Raw genomic sequence first — 20,947 nt, 5'->3', positions numbered from 1 at the left:
TTTTGGCATAATTTTAGAATTAACACATCACAAATATGAAAAAATGGATTAGCTTTATAGCGTTGTTCTTTGGATTAGCAAGTTTCTCTTTTGCGCAAAGATTTTGTTACGTAGACAGCCAGTATATTTTAGAAAATTTACCTGAATATACTTCGTCTCAAAGCAAATTAAAATCTCAAACAGAATCTTGGCAAAAAGAAATTGAGCAAAAACAAGAAAATTTAGCTAAATTACAAGCCGAATTCGAAGCCGAAAAGATTTTATTAACGGCAGAACAGGTGAAAGAGCAAGAGAAAAAGCTAGCGGATGAAGTGGCAGCTGTAAGAATTTTGCAAGACAAGCGTTATGGACCAAATGGTGATTTAGTGAATCTGAGAAGATCAATGGTAAAACCTTTACAAGATCAAATTTATAATGCGACAAAAGAAGTTGCTGATAAAAGAGGTTATGGTTTCGTATTTGATAAAGGAAGTGATTTAATCATGATTTACACAGATCCAAAGTTTGACATAAGTAGAGAAGTATTAATGACTTTAAGACCAGAATTGAAACCAAATAATTCAAAAACATCAACTTCTGGAAATAATAAAACTAGTAATAGTAGCAATAAAACAAGAAAATAAATTTTAAAAAACAAATTAGACTAGAAATGAAACAAATTAGATTGATAGCAGTATTTACAATGATGGTTTTCGGAAGCGTTTTATCTTTCGCTCAAGAAATTGCACATATTGATACGCAAGCAGTAATTGAATCAATGCCAGCATACAAAAAAGCTGAAGCAGACTTAGAAGCATTAGGAAAAGGTCACCAAACTAAAATTGAAGCTTTACAAGCAGAATATAAGGCTTTTATGGAAAAAGCACAAAAAGATTTAGCTGGTAAATCTCAAGAAGAAGCTCAAAAATTAATTGCAGCGAACAAATACCAAGAAAAAGAGCAAGAAATGCAAAAGAAATATGAAAATTATGCAAAAGCTGCTCAAGATGAAATGCAAGCAAAAGAGAAAGCTTTAATGGATCCAATCGAGAAAAGAGTAATGGATGCAATTAATGCTGCTGCTGCAAAAAAAGGAGTTAAATATGTTTTACCTGCAGGTGTTTTAGTTTATAAAGCTGGAGGATACGACTTATTAAACGATGTTAAAAAAGAATTAGGTTTATAATTTTAAGTATTATTAATATCTTCAAGCCACTATTTTAGTGGCTTTTTTTATATATGAAAAGAATTTTAGTTACCGGAGCGAATGGTCAGTTAGGTCAATCAATCTTAGAGCAATCAAAAAACTACAAGGAAATTGAATGTTTTTTTGTCACTCGAAACGAATTAGATATTACGAACGAAGAATTAATTAATCATTATTTCGAAGATAAATCATTCGATTTTGTTATCAATTGTGCAGCTTATACAGCGGTTGATAAAGCAGAAGATGATCAAGAGAATGCTTATTTAGTAAACGCAAAAGCAACAGAATTTTTAGCAAAAATTACGAATGAGAAAGGAATTCCATTTATTCATGTTTCGACAGATTATGTGTTTGATGGAACTGAAGCTCAACCTCGTTTAGAAACTGATCAAACAAATCCGCTTGGTGTCTATGGTCAAACAAAGTTAGACGGAGAAAATTTAGCATTAGAAAACAATCCTAAAACGATTATTTTACGCACAGCTTGGGTTTATTCTCGATTTGGAAATAACTTCGTTAAAACGATGCTTAGATTGTTTAATGACAAAGATTCAATCTCTGTTGTGGCAGATCAAATTGGTTCTCCAACAAATGCGATTGATTTGGCTGATGCAATCTTGACGATTATTTCGAAAAATGATTTAACGTATGGAATTTTTAATTATTCGAATGAAGGAGAATGTTCTTGGTTTGAATTTGCTCAAAAAATTAAAGAATTTTCTAATTCAACAATCGAAATTAATCCTGTTCCAACTTCAGCTTATCCAACAAAAGCGAAGCGTCCTGCGTACAGTTTATTGGATAAATCAAAAATAAAAGAAGTGTATCAACTTGATATTCCGACTTGGGAAGATAGTTTGAAAGAAGAATTGAAGTATTTGATTTAGTTTCAATTTTAATAACATAAAAAAGCTCGAGAATTTCTCGAGCTTTTTATTTATCTGAAAGGTTATTAATTAATCTAAAATCTCAAAACGAGTATAAGGTTGCAATGCTTTCGGAATTTTTACTGTTCCATCAGCCTGTTGGTGATTCTCTAGAATTGACGCTAAAATACGTGGTAAAGCTAAAGCAGAACCATTTAAACTATGCGCTAATTGAGTTCCATTTTCATCTTTGTAACGTAATTTCAAACGATTTGCTTGGAAAGTCTCAAAATTAGAAACAGAAGAAACTTCTAACCATTTTTCTTGCGCTTCAGAGAAAACTTCGAAATCGTATGTAATTGCAGATGTAAAACCTGTATCACCACCACATAGTCTTAAAATACGGTATGGTAATTCTAAATCTTCTAAAATTCCTTTTACGTGCTCAATCATTCCGTCTAAAGCAGCATAAGAATTTTCTGGTTTTTCAATACGCACAATCTCAACTTTCTCAAATTGGTGCAAACGATTCAAACCTCTTACATCTTTTCCATAAGAACCCGCTTCACGACGGAAACAAGGTGAATATGCAGTCAACGTAATTGGTAAATCCTCTGCTTTTACAATCGTATCACGATAAATATTTGTCACAGGAACTTCCGCAGTCGGAATCAAGTACAAATCATCTTCTCCAATATAATACATTTGCCCTTCTTTGTCTGGTAATTGCCCAGTTCCATAACCAGAAGCCTCATTCACAACGAAAGGAGGAACAATTTCTGTATAGCCAGCATCAGAATTTTTATCTAAGAAAAATTGCGTTAAAGCACGTTGCAAACGAGCACCTTTTCCTTTGTAAACAGGGAAACCAGCTCCGGTAATTTTAACACCTAATTCAAAATCAATGATGTTAAATTTCTTAGCAACTTCCCAGTGTGGCAAATTGTTTGGTTTTGCAGTTGCATCTCCGTGTTCAAAAACGATTTCATTATCATCAGCATCTTTTCCTGCTTTTACGATTTCGTTCGGAATATTCGGGATTTGATACAAAATATCTTTAACGGATGTTTCGTAAGACGATAATAAATCTTGTAACTCTTTTGATTGAGTTTTTAAATCAACCGTTTTGTTTTTTAATTCATTAGCCTCTTCCGATCTTCCATCTTTAAACAAATTACCAATTTCTTTTGCTAATTTGTTGGATTCAGCTAATACATTATCTAATTCAAATTGTGTTTTACGACGAAGTTCATCCACATTTAAAACTTCATCAACAAGATCTAATTGTTTGAAGTTACGTTTTTTTAGTCCTTCAATTACACGATCTTTGTTTTCTTGAATGTAAGAAACTACTAGCATACTTTTATTAAATTTATACAAATGTATAAATAATTAATTTTTTAGAATAAAGATTAAATGATTTAGTATCAAAAATTAATCAAAATCTACTTATTTTTAGATTTTACTGTCTTTATTAGATAAATAATTAATATAATGTTTTTTACAAATAATATTCAAAAATTGTAAAATATTTTATAATTAATTGATAATTAATGTGTTAAACTTTATTTATTGAGAATTTATTAATACAACTATATTACATTGATTTTACATGCTGTTGTTTGCATTTCGAAATACATTTGTCAAAGAAAATTAATCGAAAATTATTAATAATTAAAACAATAAAACAATGAAAAAATTTTTCGCAGTAGTTGCAGTAGCAGCTTTATCTTTAGGAGCAGTATCTTGTGGTGAGAAAAAAGCAGAAGAAGCACCAGCTAACGTTGATTCAGCAGCAGTAACAGTTGATTCAGCAGCAGCAGTAGTTGATTCAGCAGCAGCAGTAGTTGACTCAGCAGCAGCTAAAGTTGATTCAGCAGCAACTAAAGTTGAAGGTGCAGCTAAAGAAGTAGCTCCAGCTACTGAAGCTCCAGCAAAATAATTTGAAATAACATTCAGATCATATAAAGAAACCACTTATTAGATAAGTGGTTTTTTTTATGCTGTTTTGCGATGTAAATATCTCGTTAGCTTGATTGATAAATCTAAAAGTATAATTTTAGAATTACCATTTCGTTCGATATGATACGACGCTTCATTAATTTCATTTAAAATATCTTCGATATTTGCTCCATGTATAAAAGGCGCAAAACCTTGCCATTTAAAACCTTCTGCATTGATTTGTAGAAAAACTAAATCATCAGATTGATACGTTTTTAATAAAGCTTGACGAAAAATCTCTGAACAATAATTCAAAAAATCTTTTTGCTCACTTCTCGACCAACTTGCAATTTGATTTGACCAATCAATCAAATCTTTTAAGACAGTTGGAGTTTTGGCTGCCATAAACGCTTTTCGAACCCAAGTCACAAAATATTTATCGAATAAATGCTCGTCATCATTCAATTGATGCAAGGCTTCTCGTACATTTCCTTGCGATAGAAAAGCAATATGTTGCGCTTTTTCTGGATTAATATTTTTCTTCTCAACCAAATAGTTCTTTACATCCGATTGCGATAAACGTGGGATTTTGACTAATTGACAACGAGAAGTAATGGTTTGTAAAATTAAATCCTCGCGCTCTGTTACCAATAAAAACAGTGTTTTTTGAGGTGGTTCTTCAATTATTTTCAACAATTTATTGGCTGCAGCAGTTGTCATTTCCTCTGCTTGCCAAATAATCATGATTTTGTAACCGCCTTCGTAACTTTTTAGCGCTAATGTTTTAACAATTTCATCTGCTTCATCAACAGGGATAACGCCTTGTTTTTTTTCAATTCCGAGATGGGACATCCAATCGGTTAGATTTCCATAGACATTTTCGTCTACAAAAGTTCGCCAATCGTTTAATAAATACTTAGCAAGTGGCTTTTTTACACTTTCTGTTGCTGAATAAGGAAAAGAAAAATGTAAATCGGGATGTTGTAATTTAGCAACTTTTAGATTGCATTGTTCGTTATTCAAACCACACAAAACCTCGCGTGCATAAGCAATAGCCAAAGCCAAAGCTCCCGAACCTTCTGGACCAGAAAATAGCTGCGCGTGACTTATACGACCATCTTTTATAGATTGTTGAAGTTTGTTTTTAATCTCCTGTTGTCCAATTACATTTTCCCAAAGCATAGTCCAAAGTTACTATTTTTATTTTTCAGAATTTATCAAACTTTTTAATCGATTGATTTCTTCTAAATTAGCAATTCCAGAATCGTCAATCATTGCTGAAGAATGAAAATAAGTTGCGTTTGTGAATGAATTAATTTCTTCAATATTTGTTGAGCGCAAACCACCTCCAGGCATAATTGTAATTTGTTTTTCTGCTTTTTTAACCAGATTTTTTAATTCACGTTTTCCATAATCAACATTACTATCCAAGCCAGAAGTTAAAATTGTTTTGAATCCTAAATTAATCACTGTTTGAAGTGAATCTTCGGCATCAGAAGTTCTGTCAAAAGCACGATGAAACGTACATGGAAAAGGTTTTGAAAGTTCAACTAATTCTTGATTTCGTTCAAAATCGATTTCGTTATCTTCATTCAATATTCCAAAAACAAAACCATCAATTCTAAAATTTTTAATCATGATAATTTCAGATTTCATTTTTTCAAATTCTTCATCAGAATAACAAAAATCTCCACCACGAGGGCGAATCATCACCATAATATTTTTGTCTGTTTCTTTTCGCAATGTTTTGATATCTTCAAAATTTGGCGTAATTCCGCCTGTTGAAGCATCGGCGCATAACTCGATTCGATCTGCATTTGATTTTGCTGCAACTAAAGCTGATTCTAAGTTGAAACAAGCGATTTCTAATTTTTTCATTTTGTAATAGATTTTCCGTCAATCAAACGATTTCCAGTTTCGTCATAAACCGCAAAGTTAAAACCTGGATGGATACAATACGAACCATATTCGCCTTGTTTATTAATCGCAATAAAACCAACTTGAATTGCCGATAAATCTTTTTTGCGCGATTTTGTTAATTTAATGATTCGATGAACAGCCTCCTTACACGCATTTTCTGGCGAATATCCTTGACGCATCAATTCCACAACCAAATGACTTCCCGCAATACGAATCACTTCTTCGCCGTGTCCAGTCGCCGTTGCCGCACCAATTTCGTTGTCAACATACAAACCTGCGCCGATAATTGGTGAATCGCCAACACGACCATGCATTTTGTATGCCATTCCGCTCGTAGTACAAGCTCCAGAAAGATTTCCGTGGGCATCTAAGGCAATCATTCCAATTGTATCATGATTTTCGATGTTGATAGGCATCTGATAATTGGTATCTTTCAACCATTCTTTCCACTCTTTTTCGGAAACATCAGTCAATAAATTCTCTTTCTTGAAACCTTTTTCTAACGCAAATTGAAGTGCACCATTTCCAACTAACATAACATGTGGCGTATCTTCCATCACTTTTCGAGCAACAGAAATCGGATGTTTGATATATTCTAAAGCTGCAACAGAACCGATATTCGCTTGATCGTCCATAATACAGGCATCCAATGTTACTTTTCCATCACGATCAGGACGTCCGCCGTAACCAACACTTCGTTCATTAGGATCTGCTTCAACTAATTTTACCCCTTGTTCTACTGCGTCTAAAGCAGTACCATTTTTTCCTAAAACCTTCCAAGCTTCGGCGTTGGCTTCAAGTCCAAAACGCCAAGTAGAAAGAACAATCGGTTTATTGATTTTTGTTGAAGTAGTTGATCTTGTAGATTTAGTTTGTGCACTAAGATCAAGTTTCGTTGTACCTAAAAGCAAGCCTAATGCACCTAAATTTTTTATAAAATTTCTTCTATTATTCATGTGTTAATCGATTTCAAATTATGAATCTAACAAATATAATTCATATAATTGTATAACAGTTTATCTGATACTCAAAACACTAAAAACTTATGAGAACAATTTTACTATCTGTTTTTTGGATAATGATTTCCAGTATTTCATTTGCTCAAAAAAATGATTATACACAATATGTAAACCCTTTTATTGGAACCGGTGGTCATGGGCATACCTTTCCTGGCGCGACTTTGCCATATGGAATGGTTCAGCTTTCGCCAGATACGCGTGTTGATGGAAGTTGGGACGGCTGTAGCGGATATCATTATTCAGATGATTTTATTTATGGTTTTTCGCATACACATCTTAATGGAACAGGAGTTTCTGATTATGGCGATATTATGTTGATGCCAACACTTAATCAGAAAAGTTTTAATCAAGCGGATTATGGATCTAAATTTTCGCATAAAAATGAAAAAGCTACTGCAGGATATTATCAAGTTTTGTTGGATAAATACAATATCAATGTTCGATTAACAACGACAACTCGTGTTGGTTTGCATGAATATATTTTTAATAAAGCTGGTGATGCAAACATTATTTTAGACCTTAATCATCGTGATAAATTAGTTGGCGGTGAAGTGAAAATTGTAGACGCTAAAACACTTTATGTCTACAGAAATTCGGAAGAATGGGCGAAAAATCAGAAGATTTTTGCTAAAATAGAATTTAATGTTCCGTTGAAATTAACATCTTCAAAAGACGGAAATATTACATCTAAAACATTTAAAGGAAATGAAATTGCCTTGGCTTTTGGTAAAAAAGTAAAGAAAGGTGAGAAAATTTTGGTAAAAGTAACCTTGTCTACAACTGGATATAATGGAACGGATGTTAATAGCAAAGAATTAACAACTTTTGATTTTGTTAAAACTAAAGTTGCTGCTGAAAAAGCTTGGAACAAAGAATTGTCGAAGATTGAAGTAAAATCTTCAGACAAAAATAAGCTAACAATTTTTTATACAGCCATGTATCACACGATGATGCAACCAAATATTTCGCAAGATCTGAATGGAAATTATCGTGGAATGGACGATCAAATTCATTTGGCAAATAATTTCGATTATTATTCAGTTTTCTCGCTTTGGGATACTTTTCGTGCTGCGCATCCTTTGTATACGTTGATTGAGAAGAGAAGAACGATCGATTTTATTAACACATTTATCAAGCATTACGAACAAGGCGGACGTTTGCCAGTTTGGGAATTAGCGAGCAATGAAACCGATTGTATGATCGGTTATCACTCGGTTTCTGTGATTGCAGATGCGATGGTAAAAGGTTTCAAAGGCTTTGATTATGAAAAAGCTTACGAAGCTGCAAAACATTCGGCAATGTTAGATCATTTGGGATTGAAAGCCTACAAACAAAATGGATTTATTTCGATTGATGATGAACACGAATCAGTTTCGAAAACGTTAGAATATGCATACGATGATTGGTGTATTGCGCAAATGGCGTTGATTTTAAATAAACAAGACGATTATAATTACTTTATTGAGCGTTCTCAATATTGGAAAAATTTATTTAATCATGAGACAAAATTTATTCAGCCAAAGAAAAATGGAGGTTGGTTAAAGCCTTTTGATCCGCGAGAAGTTAATAACAATTATACAGAAGCGAATGGTTGGCAATACACATTTTTTGCTCCGCAAGATATTAATGGAATGATTGATATTTATGGTGGAAAAGATGGTTTTGAGGCAAAATTAGATGAATTATTTAATGCACCATCAGAAACAACAGGTCGTGAACAAGTGGATGTTACGGGACTTATTGGACAATATGCGCAAGGAAATGAGCCGAGTCATCACGTAGCGTTTTTGTACAATTACATTGATAAACCTGAGAAAACGAAGGAATTGGTTCATAAAATTTTGAATGAACATTATAAAAATTCGCCAGATGGATTAATTGGTAATGAAGATTGTGGGCAGATGAGTGCGTGGTATGTTTTGGCTTCGATGGGAATTTACAGTGTTACGCCAGGTTCTGGAATGTGGACGACTGTTGAGCCGTATTTTGATGAAATCACGATTAATTTAGAAGATGGAACGAAGCGTGTAATCACGAAAAATAATTATAAAGAAAATCAATTTTTAGGATTTGAATTCTTGAAAGATAGAGAGATTAAGACTATTTCTGAAAGTGAAAAAATTGTAACGGTTCCAGTTTTGGTTGCTGAAGATAGATCATTTCAAAATAAAATGAATGTCGAAGTAAAATCTTCTGAACCTAATGCAAAAATTTATGTTTCGGTGAATGGTAAAAAAGCTGAAATCTATAAAAAGCCAATTTTAATAAAAGAAACGACTACAATTTCTTCTTTCATAGAAATGAATGGAAAGAAAAGTAAAACGATTTCTGGAACGTTTACAAAGAAACCAAATGATTATACAATTCAGTTGAATTCTACGTATACACCACAATATCATGCAGGTGGACCACAAGGTTTATTGGATGGAATACTTGGAGATAGCAATTGGAAAAAAGGTGATTGGCAAGGCTATTATGACCAAGATTTTGTAGCAATTGTTGACATGAAAAAAACGAAATCCGTTTCTTCTGTTGTCATGAATTTCTTGCAAGATTCTCGTTCTTGGATTGTGTTACCGACAAAATTAGAAGTGTATACTTCACAAGATAATCAAAACTTTAAATTGGTTGGAATGTTAGAAAAACAAGTTGATGCATTTGATAATAATATTTTTTCTGATCAATGGAAAGTTCAGTTCAAAGCAGAAAAAGCACGTTACATTAAAGTAAAAGCAACAAATTATGGAGCATTTCCAAAAGGTCATTTAGCAGAGCCTTTTCAAGGAAAATCCTATATTTTCGTTGATGAAATAACTATCAAATAAGATAATATTCAAAATTTATAAAAAGAGGTAAATCAATACGATTTGCCTCTTTTTTCGTAACTTTATATTCGAAATCGAAGAAAATGCAAACAGAAATTTTAAACAAAACATTACAAAATCGTTCTATCAATCCGACTGCGATGAGATTGTTGGTCTTGGATAAATTGATGAATGCAGAAGTTGCGCTGAGCTTGGCTGATTTAGAAATTGAAATGGATCAGGCAGATCGAGTAACAATTTATAGAACCTTAAAAACTTTCGAAGAAAATAAATTAATTCATTCAATCGAGGACGGAACGGGTTCTAAAAAATATGCGCTTTGCGAGTCGAGTTGCAAATGTACGCCCGAGTTTACGCATGCTCATTTTCATTGCAACAATTGTAATCAAACGTTTTGTTTGCGAAATATTCATGTGCCAGAAATAAAACTTCCTAAAAATTTCGAAGCCGAACAATCTTCATTTATTCTGAAAGGAATTTGCGATCAATGTAAGCAATAATCACTTTGCAACCCGATTGCACAACATTCGTTTTAACTTTGTTCGTATAAAAGTTAAATTATGGCGAATTGTAAAAATTGTTGTTCAACAGATGAACATCAAAATCATTCTCACGAAGGTCATTCACATGAGCACGATCACGAACATAACAATAGCAAAGTCTTATTAGGAGCGAGTTTGCTTATTTTCTTTGCAGGAATTTTTGTTCAATATGTTTTGAAACCAACTTGGTTTGTTGATAACCAAACTATTCGTTTGATTTGGTTCGCTATTTCTTACATTTTAGTTGCGTTTCCGGTTTGGGGAGAAGCGTTTAAATTAGCCAAAAAGTTCGATTTTTTCAATGAGTTTTCGTTGATGGGAATTGCAACTTTAGGAGCTTTTATCATTGGCGAATATCCAGAAGGTGTAGCGGTCATGTTGTTTTATACGATTGGCGAAATGTTTCAGGATGCGGCTGTAGATAAGGCAAAAGGAAATATCAAAGCCTTGTTAGATGTTCGTCCAGATACAGCGCATGTTTTACGAAATGGTAATTTCGAAACGATAAAACCACAAGATGTGGCAATTGGTGAAACAATTCAGGTAAAAGTTGGGGAAAAAGTTCCGTTAGATGGAATTATGATTTCGGATAAAGGAAGCTTTAATACTGCGGCTTTAACTGGAGAAAGTAAACCTTCAACTTATAAAACAGGAGAAACTGTTTTGGCTGGAATGTTAAATCTTGAGAATGTAATCGAAATTCAAACGACTAAAAAATTTGAAGATAGTTCGATTGCAAAAATCTTACAAATGGTTCAAGATGCAGCTTCTCGCAAAGCACCAACTGAATTATTTATCCGAAAATTTGCAAAAATATATACACCAATCGTTTTCTTTTTGGCAGCAGCTTTGGTGATTATTCCATACTTTTTTGTTGACAATTATGATTTCAATGATTGGTTGTACAGAGGTTTAGTTTTCTTGGTTGTTTCTTGTCCTTGTGCGTTGGTTATTTCGGTTCCGTTGGGTTATTTCGGTGGAATTGGAGCGGCTTCACGTAACGGAATTTTAGTAAAAGGTTCTAACTTTTTAGATTTAATGGCGAAAGTAAACACGGTTGTAATGGATAAAACTGGAACAATGACGGAAGGTGTTTTCGAAGTGCAAAAAATTGAAACTAATCTCCCTGAAAATGATTTTTTAAATCTTGTTTCGGCTTTAGAAAAGCAATCTACACATCCTATTGCGAAAGCGATTGTGGCAAGTCATCCATCAGAATTGAAAGCGATAGAAGTGGAAGAAATTTCTGGAAAAGGTTTGAAAGGAAAAGTTGATGGAAAAACAGTTTTAGCTGGAAATACTAAATTATTAGATCATTTTACGATTCAGTATCCGAAAGAAATTCACGATATTGTAGAAAGCATTGTGGTGGTTGCGGTTGATGATAAATATGCTGGATATATTACGATTGCTGATAAAATCAAGGAAGATGCGCAACAAGCGATTCAGAAAATGAAGGCTTTGGGTGTTTCGAAAACGATTATGTTGAGTGGTGATAAAAATACCATTACGCAGAAAGTTGCGAAAGAAGTTGGTGTTGATGAAGCTTTTGGTGGATTGTTACCAGAAGGAAAAGTAGAGAAAGTTGAAGCATTGAAAAAAGATCAAAATCAAGTGGTGGCTTTTGTTGGAGATGGAATCAATGATGCACCTGTTTTAGCTCTTTCTGATGTTGGAATTGCGATGGGTGGACTTGGTAGTGATGCTGCGATAGAAACTGCGGATGTGGTGATTCAAACCGATCAACCTTCTAAAATAGCAACGGCGATAAAAATTGGTCGAGCAACAAAAAAGATTGTGATACAGAATATCATTTTAGCAATGGGTGTTAAAATCATCGTGCTTTTCCTTGGTGCAGAAGGAATCGCCAATATGTGGGAAGCTGTTTTTGCTGATGTTGGGGTTGCTTTATTAGCAATTTTGAATGCGGTACGAATTCAACGAATGAAATTTTAGATAAAAAATAAAGCGATCAATTGATCGCTTATTTTTTTATGTATAAATCTTTCATCAAATCTAAATCAACTTTCAAAATATCAGTTAAATAATTTTCGACTGACCCAAAATTCTTATTAATCGCTTCATAAGAACTTTCTAAATATTCAGGTAAAACATCAATTAGATATTTATAATTTGGATCGATTTTTAAGATGTGAGCATATTTTTGTTCCAAAAAGATATTAGAAGCCAAATAATCATCCATAATTGTATCTAAATCGACTTTCAAAGCAGATAAAATCATTGCTGTTGCAAATCCAGTTCGATCTTTTCCAGCTGTACAATGAAATAAAATTGGCGTTCTATTTTTGTGTTGAATAATATCAAAAAAGCTTTTGTATTGCGTTTGACACGTCTTATCTAAAACAAAATCCTCGTAAATTTTGCACATAAATTCTTTCGGATTTGAAATTCCAGCTTTGAATTGTTTCACTAAATTTTCGAAATGTCCAGAAGAAATATCCAAATGAACTTCGTGATTACAACTATTTGGAATGTGATCTTGATTTTTTAAACGTTCGTAAGTCGTGCGTAAATCAATAATTGTTCGAATTGGAAAATCGTTTAAAATCTCCAAGTCATCATCTGTCAAATTTGCTAAATCATCAGATCGAATTAACAATCCTTTTCTAATGACTTCATTTTTTGTGTTAATTATTCCACCTAAATCTCTGCAATTAAATCTGCCTTCAAGTGGAAGAGTTCTTTGTTCGAGCGAGATTTCGCAAAAAGTATTTTCCATTTTCTGTTCGTTTTTTAGGTTATTTTTTGATATGTAAAAGTTAAGGCTAATTATTTAGTTATCATATTAAAATGATATTAAAAAAAGTATAACTTTTTACTTTAACATTTTATTATTTTTATTCAATCTAAATTTATTTTATATTCGCATAGAATTAGAATAAATCTAAATAATCTGATGGGAGATAAAGTGAAAATTGCGAAGGAGAAGTTCATCTTAAAAAAGAAAGAATTTGTGACACCACATCTTATTCGCGTTCATTTGGAGAATGATGATGTTTCTTTTTTTAAGGATACAACGTTGGGCGGAACATGTAAATTACTTTTTCCACCGCTTGGAATCCGTGATATTCACTACGCTGAGTATGATGAAGAAAATCAAAAATGGATTTCGCCATCAGAAAAATTTAAACCAGTTTCTCGTACCTATACGTTGCGTGATATTGATGCAAAAAACAATGTGATTGTGATTGATATTGCAAATCATGGATTGAACGGTCCAGGATCGCGTTGGGCAAATGAGGCGAAAGTTGGAGATATGATTGGGGTTTCGATGAAGTCGAAAAAGAAAGACTTGGCTCCAAAAACAGATTTCATTTTCTTAGCTGCAGATTTAACAGGTTTGCCTGTAATTTCGGCAATTATAGAGTCTCTTCCTGCTAAAACAAACGGAATTGTTTGTGTGGAAGTGCCAACAGAAGATGATATTCACCAAATTGAAACAAAAGCAAATTTAGAATTTAAATGGATTGTGAATCAAAATGTAGGAAGTGGAACAGCTTTATATAGTTTGACGAAAAATCAGCAATTTCCGAAACGCAAAGATGGAAAACGTTTTGCTTATGTTGCGGGAGAATCTAAATCTGTAAAGGAAATAAAATCATTTTTTAAAGATGATTTAGAATGGAAAAAAGACGAATTTTATTGTACATCGCATTGGAAAGCTGGAAAAGCAGAGAGAAATGCATTAGAAAATTGTCACGATAAAATAGAACAAGAATTGTTGGTAAGAGTTTTCTAAAAACAAGAGGGATATTTAATCAAAAGCTTCATCAGAAATGGTGAAGCTTTTTTTGATTATATAAGAATTGAAAAAACGGCTCAATTTTGAGCCGTTTTTTTGTTGTTATTTTACTATTGCATTTCCATTCTTCGCATTCCACCACCTTCTCTTGGTCGGTTTCCGTCTCCATTTTTTGTTGATTTTCCACCAAACTGATTTAAGTTGAATGTTAACGAGAACATTACAAAACGAGTCAGAATATTATTGCGTTGATCGATTGTTGATTCTGCTGTAATTGTACGCGTATAACTGTTATTTTGATTCAATAAATCATAAACTTTAACACCCGCTTCCAACTTATCATCGAAGAAACGATACATCAAACTTATATTCCACAAAAAGAAATCACGCTTGAAACCTGCTGCCATTCTCGAGTTATAATTGTAAGAGAAATCGTTTGTCCAAGTCAAATTTTTAGGAAAAGTAGAAATCGTTTTAATTCCAAAATTGTGCGTAATATTATTTTGATTGTCAATTGAGTAATTTACATATTTAGAATTTGTGAAGTTCAAACGATAAGAAGGTGAAATTGTTAAATAATCACCATAATCCCAATTTAATCTCAATGTAGGTGATAAAGTTGTATTGTATTGCTCATATTTCACCGCATCTCTAAAACCTTGCGTTAAAGCATAACTCGCAGACATTCCTACATTTACTCTAAATTTATTGATCCCTTTTTGATATTGTTTATTAAAGAAAAAGTTACCATTCAGACGATAATTTCCTTTTACATTTTCATACGTTGTAGTTCGTTTATAAATCGAATAATCCATTTCTGTATAATTCACAATATTCGATTCGTTGTACGTATAACCTAAGTTAGCGTTAAATCCTTGACGCGTTTTACGATCAAAATTGCTGAACATCAAATTGATTTGATGCGCTTTATTTGGATCAAGATCTGGGTTACCTTTGAAAACATCTAACGGATCAGTTTCATCTAAAATCGGTAAAACTTGTGATGTCGAAGCCAAACTTGTCTGATAATTATACATTAAAGACAGCGAGTTGTTTCCGCTTTGATAACGAATATTTCCCGAAATATCTGGCAAGGTTTTGTTTTGAGTTGAGCTGTAATCATCTGCTTTAAACGTTCCAAAATTTTGTTGATTATAGATATTTGCACCAAAACGTACAGTTGCCGAAATTTTATTTTTGTTCAGTAATAATTGTGCATATGGATTAAATTCATTCAATTTAGTTGAATAAAAACGCGTCAAATCATTGTTCAAATTGTCATATTCTCCCGTTACATCATTATAATTCCACGTTCTATTATTGGTTTCAGAATCGGTTAAATTATAAGCAGAACCAACAGCAATTTTCAAAGAATCTGTAATAGGATACGTATATTTTACATCAAAATTGTATTGATTATTCTTCGAAATATTTTTCTCATTGATGTTTCGATAAACATCCGCTATCGTATCATTTGTATATAATGTTGTTGAATTGATGAACGAATTTCGATCTGTTTTACCAATCGATATACTTGAATTAAAATCTAGATATGATTTATTTTTGAATTTCTGATTAAGTGATAATAATGTTTTAAATGTATTCGAATTTGATTTTCCATTCGATGTTTGATTCATTTGGTTTCTCAAGTCACCCAAATCTGAATATGTTTTACTATCCGAAATCGATGAATTTGTAGATGATGAATTACTAAATGATGGATAAAAATAAATTTTTGTGTTGTTTTTCGTCCATTCTAAATTTGTTCCAAAATTATGTCCATACGTTTCGTTTTTTGTTTTAGAATTTGCATCAGAAGTATAAATATTTTTAGGCGCAAAATTTTCGATGTGTTTGTATTGATCATTTTTTGAAAACGAATGATTCAAACGATAATCAGCTCCAATTTTCAAATTATCATTTAATTGATCGCTATAATTCAATCCAATCGAAGTATTTGTCGTTACTCCATCAGAACCTCTTCGTCCCATTCCGCCACGACCACGCGAACCTTCACCGCTTGTCATTCCAGAAGCCGCAATATCCGTTGAAGAACCAATTAAACTAATTTTCTTTTTACCTTTAAAATAATTTGCCATCAAATTGCCTTCGTAATGATTATCCGTTCCGTAACCCGCCGTGGCTTTGAGCATATAACCTTTCTTTTTATCTTCTTTCAAGGTAATGTTTAGCGAAGATTTATCCGATTTCGAACGTTCTCCAGAGAATTTTTCGTTCTTTGTTTTATAATCCGAAACCTGAATTTTTTTGATAATATCCGCAGGTAAATTTTCTAACGCAACTTTTCCATCTGTTCCAAAAAATGGTTCACCATCAATCAAAATCTCATTAACATCTTTTCCATTTACCGTAATATTTCCGCTATCATCCATTTCAAAACCTGGTAATTCTCTCAATAAAGCTTCCAAATTTGCATTCGGTTTTACTTTGTAAGAATCAGCATTATATTCGATTGTATCTTGTTTTACAACCATAGGTTCCACATTTGTCACCACAACTTCATCCAAATCATAAATCATCGGATTAATGATAATTGTTCCAAGATCAATATTGTTTTTGATCGATTCGAAACTTTGTTTGAAAACGCCTTCTAAAGGATCATCAATAATTAAATAAACAGGTTTATCTTGTAGATTAATTTCAATTTTGAACGTACCATCATCATTTGTAGATGTAGTAGAAATTTGTGTAGAATCGGCTTTATTGCCTAAAATAACTTCAGAATCAGTTAAAGGAAAATTAAGTACATCCGTTACTTTTCCAGTGACGGTAATCTTTTCTTGTCCAAAAGAAAAAATCGTAATCAAACTAAAAAGAAATGATAGAATATATTTTGTCATGAGATGAATTGGTTACTTCATCTGTTAGACATCAAATTTTGGGCAAAGTTTAATTTTGATTAAAGTTTTTTCCAACTTTTATCCGAAATTTTATTTAGATCAATTTCAGAAGTTGTTATAAAAAGTGGTGTAATCTCTACAATTCGCTTTACTTGAGTTGTTTTTAGGTTAGATTCTGGACAAAATGTTTCGATTAAAACAATTTTTTCTGAATCAGAAGAATTGGATTTATAAAGCGTTTTTTGAATTTTTTTATCAATTTTCCAATTTGTACAACTTCCAATACTATAATATTCGAAGGTTAAAAGTGGAAGAAATCCGAAGATAATTCCAAAGATAAATTTCATCACATTCATAAAACTCCATCCGTCTTTCTTTTTGATCGAAAGTAGAAAAAGCACATAAATACTAACTGCCGCAGCAAAAGTTAAAAGCTTTGGAAATAGTTTTGCAAAGTCATGATTCGCGAATTCTAAACTGATAAAATCTCCAATCAGAAAGTATCCAATAAACCATATAATAAAAATTGTACAGATGATTAAGATAATATTTCGAAGAGTTTTATTCATTTCGCTTTAAGGTTTGTGTGGTATAAATATAAAAATATTCCTGTCAATAGACAGGAATACTCATACTAAAATAGATTTATTTATAAGATTTCAATAAATTCTCTAAAATTTCGCAGGCACATTCAGCTAAGTTTGTACCTGGGCCAAAGATTGCATCTGCACCATTTTGATAAAGATAATCATAATCTTGACGCGGAATAACACCTCCGACTACGATATAAACATCATCTCTACCTAATTCTTTCAATTGCTTTACAACTTCCGGAACCAATGTTTTGTGACCTGCAGCCAAAGAAGAAATTCCTAAAATATGAACATCATTCTCTACAGCTTGCTTTGCAACTTCTGCTGGCGTTTGGAACAATGGGGAAATATCCACATCAAATCCCATATCCGCAAAAGAGGTTGCAACGACTTTTGCACCACGATCGTGACCGTCTTGTCCCATTTTTGCTACCATAATACGAGGGCGACGTCCGTCTTCTTCTGCAAACTCGTCAGCTAAATTACGAGCTTCCTCAAATTTATTCATTTTACCTGCTTCCATAGCATAAACTCCTTGAATTCCTCTTGTAATTGCTTTATGACGTCCAAAAACAGCTTCTAATGCATCAGAAATTTCACCTAACGTAACACGACGACGAGCCGCTTCGATAGATAATTCTAATAAATTTCCTTCGCCTGTTTCAGCAGCTTTTGTTAATTGCGCTAAAATATCTTGAACAGCTTCGCTATTACGCTCGGCCTTAATTTGATTTAATCGATCAATTTGTTTTTGACGAACTGCTGTGTTGTCAACTTCTAAAATTTCGAACTCTTGTTGTTCTAATTTCGAGCGATAAGCATTAACACCAACAATCGCAACTTCACCAGAATCAATTTTGGCTTGTTTTTTTGCAGCAGCTTCTTCAATACGCATTTTTGGAATTCCAGCTTCTATGGCTTGCGTCATTCCACCTAATTCACGAACTTCTTGAATATATTCCCAGGCTTGATTTGCCATTTCATTTGTCAAAGATTCAATCATAAAACTTCCTCCAAAAGGATCAGCTGTTCTACAAATTTGAGTTTCTTCTTGTAAAATGATTTGTGTATTACGTGCAATACGCGCCGAGAAATCTGTTGGTAAAGCAATTGCTTCGTCCAATGCATTGGTATGCAAAGATTGTGTTCCACCTAATGCAGCAGCTAAGGCTTCGATTGCTGTACGACCAATATTGTTATAAGGTTCTTGCTCTGTTAAACTCCAACCAGAAGTCTGACAGTGTGTTCTCAACATTAATGATTTTTTATTTTGAGGCTCAAATTCTTGCATCAATTTTGCCCATAACATACGAGCAGCTCTCATTTTTGCAATTTCTTGAGGAAAATTCATTCCAATCGCCCAGAAAAATGATAAACGAGGAGCGAAGTCATCAACTTTCAATCCTGCTTCCAAACCAGTTTTTACATATTCGTAACCATCTGCAAGCGTATAAGCCATTTCCAAAACAGGTGTAGCTCCAGCTTCTTGCATGTGATAACCCGAAATAGAAATCGAATTGAAACGAGGTATTTTTTGAGAAGTATATTCGAAAATATCTGCAATAATTTTCATCGAAGGAGTTGGCGGATAAATGTATGTATTACGCACCATAAACTCTTTCAAAATATCATTCTGAATGGTCCCAGAAAGTTGATCTTGCGAAACGCCTTGTTCTTCAGCCGCTACAATGTAGAAAGCTAAAATAGGAAGAACAGCTCCGTTCATTGTCATCGAAACCGAAATTTTATCCAAAGGAATTTCATTGAACAAAATCTTCATATCTTCTACAGAATCTATTGCAACGCCAGCTTTACCTACATCTCCTACAACGCGCTCGTGATCTGAGTCGTATCCTCGGTGAGTAGCCAAATCAAAAGCAACTGAAAGTCCTTTTTGACCAGCAGCTAAATTTCTTTTGTAAAAAGCATTTGATTCTTCAGCAGTAGAAAAACCTGCATATTGGCGAATTGTCCAAGGTTGACGAACATACATAGTCGTATAAGGACCACGTAAATATGGTGCAACTCCGGGTAGAAAGTTAATCTGTTTCAGATCTTTTACATCATCGTAATTGTAATCACTTTTGACTTGTAAACTATCTAATTCAAATGACTCTATATGTGATGGATTAGAATTTAGATTTCGTTTAAATCTTAAATTCGAAAAATCTGTTTTGTGATTCATCTTGCTAAGATAAATAATTATCCATTAGATTTTATAAAATCACCAATTTTTGAAACTGCTTTTTTCAACTTTTTGTCAACAAAAGTTGAAAAAACATTTTAATCGAGTTTTTTGGTAAAATTATTGATTGAATTTGATTATCAATAAATTAAAAACGCACAAAAAATAATTATTATGAAGTTAGATTTTAACAATAAAAGCATTCCAGAAATTTTAAGTGAATTTCAGGATAAAAATACCTTTCAATGGCAAAATGATATTTTTGATTTGATGAAAAAGATCGATTCAAAAGAAGAAAAAGTTAATTTCCATTATTCGAGAGAAGATAATGTTTATATATCAAATTTTGATCCTCGATTTGTGAATGAAACATTTCATTCGTTAAATAATTTTTTAGGATTGAAAAAAGGAGATTCTACACTTTTAAGTTCATCGGTTTTAGAAAATGAAGGAGAAATTTTATTGGTTCAAGCCATAGAAGGAGGTTTTGATTTGTATTGTCATGAAGATTCGGATAAAGTGAAGATTCCATTAACAGACGAAAGTCAAGACGAAATAGGATACGCATTAAATTATGCTTATTTGACAAAGAAACAGATTGAAAACTCTTTTGAAGATTTAGCAAGAATCGAAAAAATTGCAATCGAAAGTGATGATTTGTCAGATGATTTGAAAAGTAAATTGAATGATCAAACGAAAACAACTTTTTATCAAGTTTTTACCGCGAATGGGTTTCCGATTGCAGTAAAAAAAATAGATGAAACAGATTATACTGTTTTAGATAAAATAGAACTTTCGGAAGATGAAAAAGGTAATTTAGTCTTGAATTCGCCTTACGAAAAAGAATCACTAAATTTATATAGACAGGCTGTTGTTTCGGATGATCAGAAAAAGTTTAGATGGATTTCTAGAAATGAGTGTAAGTTGAATGGGAAAGATGTGGTGAATTTAGAATTGATCGAAGAGAAATTAAAACCATATATAGATTATAATTTTATTGTGATTGCTTTTCCGAAAAAAGGATCTACAGAAGATGTAATTTCTTTGGTAATAGAAAGTCGATTTGCAGAACATGTTGATATTCCAAAAAGTGAATTAGAATCTTATGAAGTTCCGCAACAAACATTTTTTATCGGAGATTTCCCGAAAAGTAATGATAAAGCAGCTATTAGAGCAGAATTAATTAGATTGTTGAAAGAATCTAACGAAAATAATTAATTAAAAAAGGGATACGATGTCATCGTAT

Annotated in this window: 17 protein-coding genes; 8 read left to right on the top strand and 9 right to left on the bottom strand. The window is 32.7% G+C overall.

Features of this window, described 5'->3' with window-relative positions:
- Positions 1–35 precede the first annotated feature (35 nt).
- From N5D90_RS12275 to rfbD, 3 genes are read left to right on the top strand one after another with little or no spacing between them, the layout of a single operon-like run.
- On the top strand, positions 36–623 hold the full coding sequence (locus tag N5D90_RS12275) for an OmpH family outer membrane protein (protein WP_180905650.1): 588 nt from the start codon (positions 36–38) through the stop codon (positions 621–623).
- A 26-nt stretch (positions 624–649) separates the two neighbouring features.
- Complete coding sequence (locus N5D90_RS12270; protein ID WP_180905651.1) at positions 650–1,165, top strand: OmpH family outer membrane protein; 516 nt, start codon at positions 650–652, stop codon at positions 1,163–1,165.
- A gap of 53 nt (positions 1,166–1,218) precedes the next feature.
- A complete protein-coding gene (gene rfbD, locus N5D90_RS12265) occupies positions 1,219–2,073 on the top strand; it encodes a dTDP-4-dehydrorhamnose reductase (RefSeq protein WP_280062622.1) in 855 nt (284 codons plus the stop codon).
- A gap of 69 nt (positions 2,074–2,142) precedes the next feature.
- Here rfbD and serS read toward each other — a convergent pair whose 3' ends face one another.
- The 5 genes from serS to N5D90_RS12240 form a co-directional block, all read right to left on the bottom strand.
- A complete protein-coding gene (gene serS / locus N5D90_RS12260) occupies positions 2,143–3,411 on the bottom strand; it encodes a serine--tRNA ligase (protein ID WP_038334750.1) in 1,269 nt (422 codons plus the stop codon).
- Between the two features lie 315 nt (positions 3,412–3,726).
- Positions 3,727–4,029: a hypothetical protein gene (locus N5D90_RS12255; RefSeq protein WP_180905654.1), complete on the bottom strand. Its 303-nt coding sequence runs from the start codon at positions 4,027–4,029 to the stop codon at positions 3,727–3,729.
- 21 nt (positions 4,030–4,050) lie between these two features.
- A complete protein-coding gene (locus N5D90_RS12250) occupies positions 4,051–5,175 on the bottom strand; it encodes a DNA polymerase III subunit delta' (protein ID WP_280062621.1) in 1,125 nt (374 codons plus the stop codon).
- 18 nt (positions 5,176–5,193) lie between these two features.
- Positions 5,194–5,871 carry a copper homeostasis protein CutC gene (locus N5D90_RS12245; RefSeq protein WP_114998366.1) on the bottom strand — a complete coding sequence of 226 codons (678 nt, stop codon included), beginning with the start codon at positions 5,869–5,871 and terminating at the stop codon, positions 5,194–5,196.
- On the bottom strand, positions 5,868–6,869 hold the full coding sequence (locus N5D90_RS12240; RefSeq protein ID WP_038334778.1) for an isoaspartyl peptidase/L-asparaginase family protein: 1,002 nt from the start codon (positions 6,867–6,869) through the stop codon (positions 5,868–5,870). The genes N5D90_RS12245 and N5D90_RS12240 overlap by 4 nt, the downstream gene beginning before the upstream one ends.
- An 89-nt stretch (positions 6,870–6,958) precedes the next feature.
- Between N5D90_RS12240 and N5D90_RS12235 the strand changes: the two genes are divergently transcribed.
- From N5D90_RS12235 to N5D90_RS12225, 3 genes are all read left to right on the top strand, one after another.
- Entirely contained in the window at positions 6,959–9,757 is a 2,799-nt protein-coding gene (locus N5D90_RS12235; protein ID WP_280062620.1) for a GH92 family glycosyl hydrolase, read from the top strand.
- Between the two features lie 83 nt (positions 9,758–9,840).
- Complete coding sequence (locus N5D90_RS12230; RefSeq protein ID WP_280062619.1) at positions 9,841–10,257, top strand: Fur family transcriptional regulator; 417 nt, start codon at positions 9,841–9,843, stop codon at positions 10,255–10,257.
- A 60-nt stretch (positions 10,258–10,317) separates the two neighbouring features.
- A complete protein-coding gene (locus N5D90_RS12225) occupies positions 10,318–12,255 on the top strand; it encodes a heavy metal translocating P-type ATPase (protein WP_280062618.1) in 1,938 nt (645 codons plus the stop codon).
- A 28-nt stretch (positions 12,256–12,283) separates the two neighbouring features.
- Here N5D90_RS12225 and N5D90_RS12220 read toward each other — a convergent pair whose 3' ends face one another.
- Entirely contained in the window at positions 12,284–13,039 is a 756-nt protein-coding gene (locus N5D90_RS12220; protein WP_280062617.1) for a tyrosine-protein phosphatase, read from the bottom strand.
- Positions 13,040–13,216: 177 nt separating this feature from the next.
- On the opposite strand from N5D90_RS12220, the gene N5D90_RS12215 reads away from it, so the two are divergent.
- On the top strand, positions 13,217–14,059 hold the full coding sequence (locus N5D90_RS12215) for a siderophore-interacting protein (protein ID WP_038334795.1): 843 nt from the start codon (positions 13,217–13,219) through the stop codon (positions 14,057–14,059).
- 113 nt (positions 14,060–14,172) lie between these two features.
- On the opposite strand, the gene N5D90_RS12210 is transcribed toward N5D90_RS12215, so the two are convergent.
- The 3 genes from N5D90_RS12210 to scpA all read right to left on the bottom strand — a co-directional run bounded on the left by N5D90_RS12210 (position 14,173) and on the right by scpA (position 19,701).
- Complete coding sequence (locus tag N5D90_RS12210) at positions 14,173–16,923, bottom strand: outer membrane beta-barrel protein (RefSeq protein WP_280062616.1); 2,751 nt, start codon at positions 16,921–16,923, stop codon at positions 14,173–14,175.
- Between the two features lie 59 nt (positions 16,924–16,982).
- Positions 16,983–17,492 carry a hypothetical protein gene (locus tag N5D90_RS12205; protein ID WP_038334805.1) on the bottom strand — a complete coding sequence of 170 codons (510 nt, stop codon included), beginning with the start codon at positions 17,490–17,492 and terminating at the stop codon, positions 16,983–16,985.
- A gap of 76 nt (positions 17,493–17,568) precedes the next feature.
- Positions 17,569–19,701, bottom strand: coding sequence for a methylmalonyl-CoA mutase (gene scpA, locus N5D90_RS12200; protein WP_114998354.1), 2,133 nt, complete (start codon positions 19,699–19,701; stop codon positions 17,569–17,571).
- A 174-nt stretch (positions 19,702–19,875) separates the two neighbouring features.
- Here scpA and N5D90_RS12195 point away from each other — a divergent pair, with 174 nt between their 5' ends.
- Positions 19,876–20,919 carry a hypothetical protein gene (locus N5D90_RS12195; RefSeq protein WP_114998352.1) on the top strand — a complete coding sequence of 348 codons (1,044 nt, stop codon included), beginning with the start codon at positions 19,876–19,878 and terminating at the stop codon, positions 20,917–20,919.
- Positions 20,920–20,947: the final 28 nt, after the last annotated feature.

Source organism: Empedobacter sp. GD03797 (assembly GCF_029842105.1).
Lineage (GTDB): Bacteria > Bacteroidota > Bacteroidia > Flavobacteriales > Weeksellaceae > Empedobacter > Empedobacter falsenii_C.
This window is presented reverse-complemented; position numbering and strand designations above follow the sequence as displayed.